The 3496-nt window shown below is 32.2% G+C and carries 7 protein-coding genes; 4 read left to right on the forward strand and 3 right to left on the reverse strand.

The features are described from left to right. Positions 1-172 precede the first annotated feature (172 nt). The 3 genes from ACN4EE_RS22425 to ACN4EE_RS22435 form a co-directional block, all read right to left on the reverse strand. Complete coding sequence (locus ACN4EE_RS22425; protein WP_431708739.1) at positions 173-370, reverse strand: phospholipase D-like domain-containing protein; 198 nt, start codon at positions 368-370, stop codon at positions 173-175. A gap of 64 nt (positions 371-434) precedes the next feature. Then, positions 435-701 carry a Txe/YoeB family addiction module toxin gene (locus ACN4EE_RS22430; protein ID WP_431708740.1) on the reverse strand — a complete coding sequence of 89 codons (267 nt, stop codon included), beginning with the start codon at positions 699-701 and terminating at the stop codon, positions 435-437. Beyond that, positions 695-937 (reverse strand): type II toxin-antitoxin system Phd/YefM family antitoxin, encoded by a 243-nt coding sequence (locus tag ACN4EE_RS22435; RefSeq protein WP_431708741.1) that lies wholly within the window; start codon positions 935-937, stop codon positions 695-697. Before ACN4EE_RS22435 ends, ACN4EE_RS22430 begins: the two co-directional genes overlap by 7 nt. 299 nt (positions 938-1236) lie before the next feature. Between ACN4EE_RS22435 and ACN4EE_RS22440 the strand changes: the two genes are divergently transcribed. The 4 genes from ACN4EE_RS22440 to ACN4EE_RS22455 form a co-directional block, all read left to right on the forward strand. After that, positions 1237-2342 (forward strand): ISKra4 family transposase gene (locus tag ACN4EE_RS22440; RefSeq protein ID WP_431708742.1). Its coding sequence is split into 2 segments (ribosomal slippage): positions 1237-1390 and positions 1390-2342, totalling 1107 coding nucleotides; the frame shifts between segments, so codons are not numbered across the junction. 221 nt (positions 2343-2563) lie between these two features. Further along, complete coding sequence (locus tag ACN4EE_RS22445) at positions 2564-2824, forward strand: type II toxin-antitoxin system RelB/DinJ family antitoxin (protein WP_431708743.1); 261 nt, start codon at positions 2564-2566, stop codon at positions 2822-2824. Positions 2825-2888: 64 nt separating this feature from the next. Beyond that, positions 2889-3095 carry a type II toxin-antitoxin system YafQ family toxin gene (locus tag ACN4EE_RS22450; protein WP_431708744.1) on the forward strand — a complete coding sequence of 69 codons (207 nt, stop codon included), beginning with the start codon at positions 2889-2891 and terminating at the stop codon, positions 3093-3095. A gap of 191 nt (positions 3096-3286) precedes the next feature. Further along, on the forward strand, positions 3287-3496 hold a 210-nt coding region (locus ACN4EE_RS22455), incomplete at its 3' end, for a DUF29 domain-containing protein (protein WP_431708745.1).

The following is a 3496-nucleotide window of genomic DNA, read 5'->3' on the forward strand; positions in this document are numbered from 1 at the left end:
TTGCTATTCTTACCCAAACTTTTTTCTAATTCAGCGATACGTTCCTTCAACGCCTGATTCTCCTCACGCAGCCGTTGATTTTCTTTTTGTAAGCTAATAACTTGAAGTATTTGGGTTTCGACTTTCATAGGAATTATTCTATCATTATGATCTTCTTTTTGGATAGATCAATTTACTTAACGTAGGTAGTTACATCAGAGTTACAAATAATTCTAACCTTCCCTGTCATGGATTCGATCGCTTCCCCTGCTACTTCTAACATAGATGAACTAAAATATCCTGCGATACGATCGTACTTAATCGCTCCTTTTAGTCTTTGATTTAAAAAGGATTCATCTAGGGGAGTTTGACGGGAAGAAAAACGATTCATAGGAAATGATGAATTATGAGTTATGAATTTTATAAGCTGAAATCAGTTAAGAGGTTTTATAAGTTTATTCATAATGAGAGTACATTCTAATTATTTTAATGGTTTTTTCTGATTCAATTATTTCATAAACCAATCGATGTTGTATGTTAATTCTACGAGAATAAGCACCGTTTAAATCACCGACTAATTTTTCATAAGGAGGAGGGTTTTGATAAGGATTTTCAGCTATTAAGTTCAGTAAATTTTGTGCTTTATTTTTAAGTCCTTTATTCACAAGTTTCTTGGCATCTTTTTTAGCTTGTGTTGTATAAACGATTTTATATTTCACCAATCTAATTCCTCATCACATTCTTCAATGGGGGTAGCCAATCCTGCTTGTATTGATTCTTTCATACCTGATATTGAGGACAAATATAGAGTTTCTTGAATAGCACTCCAATCTTCTTGAGAAATTAAAATGGCATTATATTTTTCTCCAGTAATAGTGATTGGTTGGTGAGAAATTGCTACCTCTTCAATTAATTCATTAAAATTATTTTCTGCTTGTTTTACTGTTTTAATAGTCATAGTAAAAATTATGATTTATAAGTTATGATTCATCACCTATAATGATTTTATACTCAACAAGGTCATAATTTGAGTGTTTCAAAAACCTCTGTTACTTATTACCCACCTTCACCAGTATCTCTTATTCCCTTACTGAGTATAGCTCGATCGTCTTTAATAATTATTAGAAAAAATACAAAATATAATAAATAATCATGCTTAAAGAATATCACGTTAAACTTATTCAACGGGAGCATCCCAATTTTGCCAATATACCAAAAATGAGGATAATAGAAAGGTTAATATTTAAACGAAGAAAAATGACATCATCTGAAATCGAACAATTGAAATCCTGTTTAAAACAAGTGAGTGAAATTCTCTATAATAACTGTGACAATGAAAACTTAGAAACCTTTGCAGACATAGAACAGATGGTAAGAGAACAAGTATTAGAATTTGTAAGTCCTCAAATCGCTTTTTTTTTATCCAAACAAAAACAGGAACAACACAAGGCAAAAAACGAACTATCAAAAGTTGTGTAGGAGAAGTCATAATAAATACTAAACAAGCACAAATACTAGGAATAGAGCCTTATAAACGTCATAGTCCTTTATTAGAAAAATGCACTCTGGTGCTTAGTGCCAATGAATCTTATCAAAATGCACAAGAAGATATGTTCTTATTGACGGGAATAAAAATTGGACATTCAACGATTCATAGACAAGTCCAACAAATAGACAATATATTGCCTGATATGAAGCAAAGTTTATCAGAGGTAGCCATCGATGGGGGAACTATTCGACTCAGAGGAGAACAGGGAGAAAAAAGTCAATGGAAAGAATATAAAGTCGGAAGATTACAAGGAATATATCAAGGTGCTTTTTTTCAAGATAATGATTCTTTAATTAACTGGATCAATAGTCAAAAAAGAACTCGACCATTATTTTGTATCGGAGATGGCCATGATGGAGTATGGAATATCATAGGGGAAATTGGGGAAAAACAACACAGAATAGAAATATTGGATTGGTATCATCTGATGGAAAATCTTTATAAGACGGAAGGCAATAAACATCAGATAGACCAATTAAAAGCATATTTGTGGATGGGAGAAGTGGCCATAGCGATTAATTATTTGAATCAGGAGCAATTTTTGGGGGCACATCAGTTTAGTAAATATCTTCAAAAACACCAATCCAGAATAGTCAATTATCATTATTTGAGTTGGCAAAAAGTATGTTCTATTGGCTCGGGGGCTGTGGAATCAGCCGTAAAACAAATCGGACATCGAGTTAAATTAACGGGGGCACAATGGAAAAAGGAAAATGTACCCAAAATTTTACAACTGCGTTGTGCCTATCTGAATGGACAACTAGGAATTTCTACGGTCAAAATTCAACAAAGTAAATTGATGATGATCAATTAATTCTCAATGGAACTTTGAAAAAATTTTAGAGATATACAGTTTGTTATTATTTATCTTTTGCCAAAATGGGATGCTCCCTAAATATCATTATTTAATTTTGCCTAAGAACTTACAAAACTAGCACCCTTAACTGATGATCGCACCTGAATTATAAAACTTCATAATCGCTAAATGTAGCCAAAATGGGCTATTATAGTGAATAAAAATAAAATATTTAACTTATGAGTAAAACTGGAACTGTACGAGCTAGAATTGAACCCGATCTAAAAATTAGAGTAGAACATATTTTTCAAAAGTTAGGATTAAGTACCACAGAGGCAATCAATCTTTTTTATAAACAAGTTGAATTACAGCAAGGATTACCTTTTGAAGTGAAAATTCCCAATGAGATAACTCAAAAAACACTAGAAAAAACGGATCGAGGTGAGGAATTGAATCACTGCGACAATTTAGAGAATATGTTTGAGCAACTGGGGATGTAATAGTGAAACCTTCTTACACTAAGCGTTTTGAAAAAGACGTGAAAACAAAAAAAGAGGAAAAAATATGAATAAACTCAAACAAATAATCATTCAATTAGCTAAGGGGAAAATTCTGGAAGCTAAATATAAGGATCATAAACTAATCGGAAATTATACTGATCGTAGAGAATGCCATATTGAACCTGATTGGTTATTAATTTATAAACTAATTCCTCAAGATGATCTAATTATTTTTGAAAGAACAGGCACTCATTCAGATTTATTCAATTAGATTAGATTAGTACAGAGCGATCCCGAAGGGATCTGCTACGCAATACGCACCTCCTCCATTCCCAAAACCTCGATCACTAAAAGTGGTGCTGCGCGATCGCATCTCCTCTATTCCATAAACATAGATCAAACCTCAATTTATACATGAAAATAATTTATAATAAGGTAACGAAATAATCGGAGGTAGTGGTAATGGTAGCCCAATTAGTTAAAAAGCAAACAAATTTATACGATACTGACTATAATCTTTGGATATTAGAAACCGTCAAAAAGTTAGAAAATAGAGATTTAGATTCCCTTGACTGGGAAAATTTAATTGAGGAGGTATTAGGTTTGAGCCGAAGTGACAAAAGAAAACTTGAAAGTTTATTAATTAGATTGATCGAACATCTCTTAAAACTC

This window comes from Geminocystis sp. CENA526, from assembly GCF_050753365.1.
In the GTDB taxonomy this organism is placed as follows: Bacteria; Cyanobacteriota; Cyanobacteriia; order Cyanobacteriales; family Cyanobacteriaceae; genus Geminocystis.

Coding starts and splice junctions, on each gene's coding strand:
- ACN4EE_RS22425 (WP_431708739.1), bottom strand. CDS start 370: ATGAATCGTTTTTCTTCCCGTCAAACTCCCCTAGATGAATCCTTTTTA.
- ACN4EE_RS22435 (WP_431708741.1), bottom strand. CDS start 937: ATGACTATTAAAACAGTAAAACAAGCAGAAAATAATTTTAATGAATTA.
- ACN4EE_RS22445 (WP_431708743.1), top strand. CDS start 2,564: ATGAGTAAAACTGGAACTGTACGAGCTAGAATTGAACCCGATCTAAAA.
- ACN4EE_RS22450 (WP_431708744.1), top strand. CDS start 2,889: ATGAATAAACTCAAACAAATAATCATTCAATTAGCTAAGGGGAAAATT.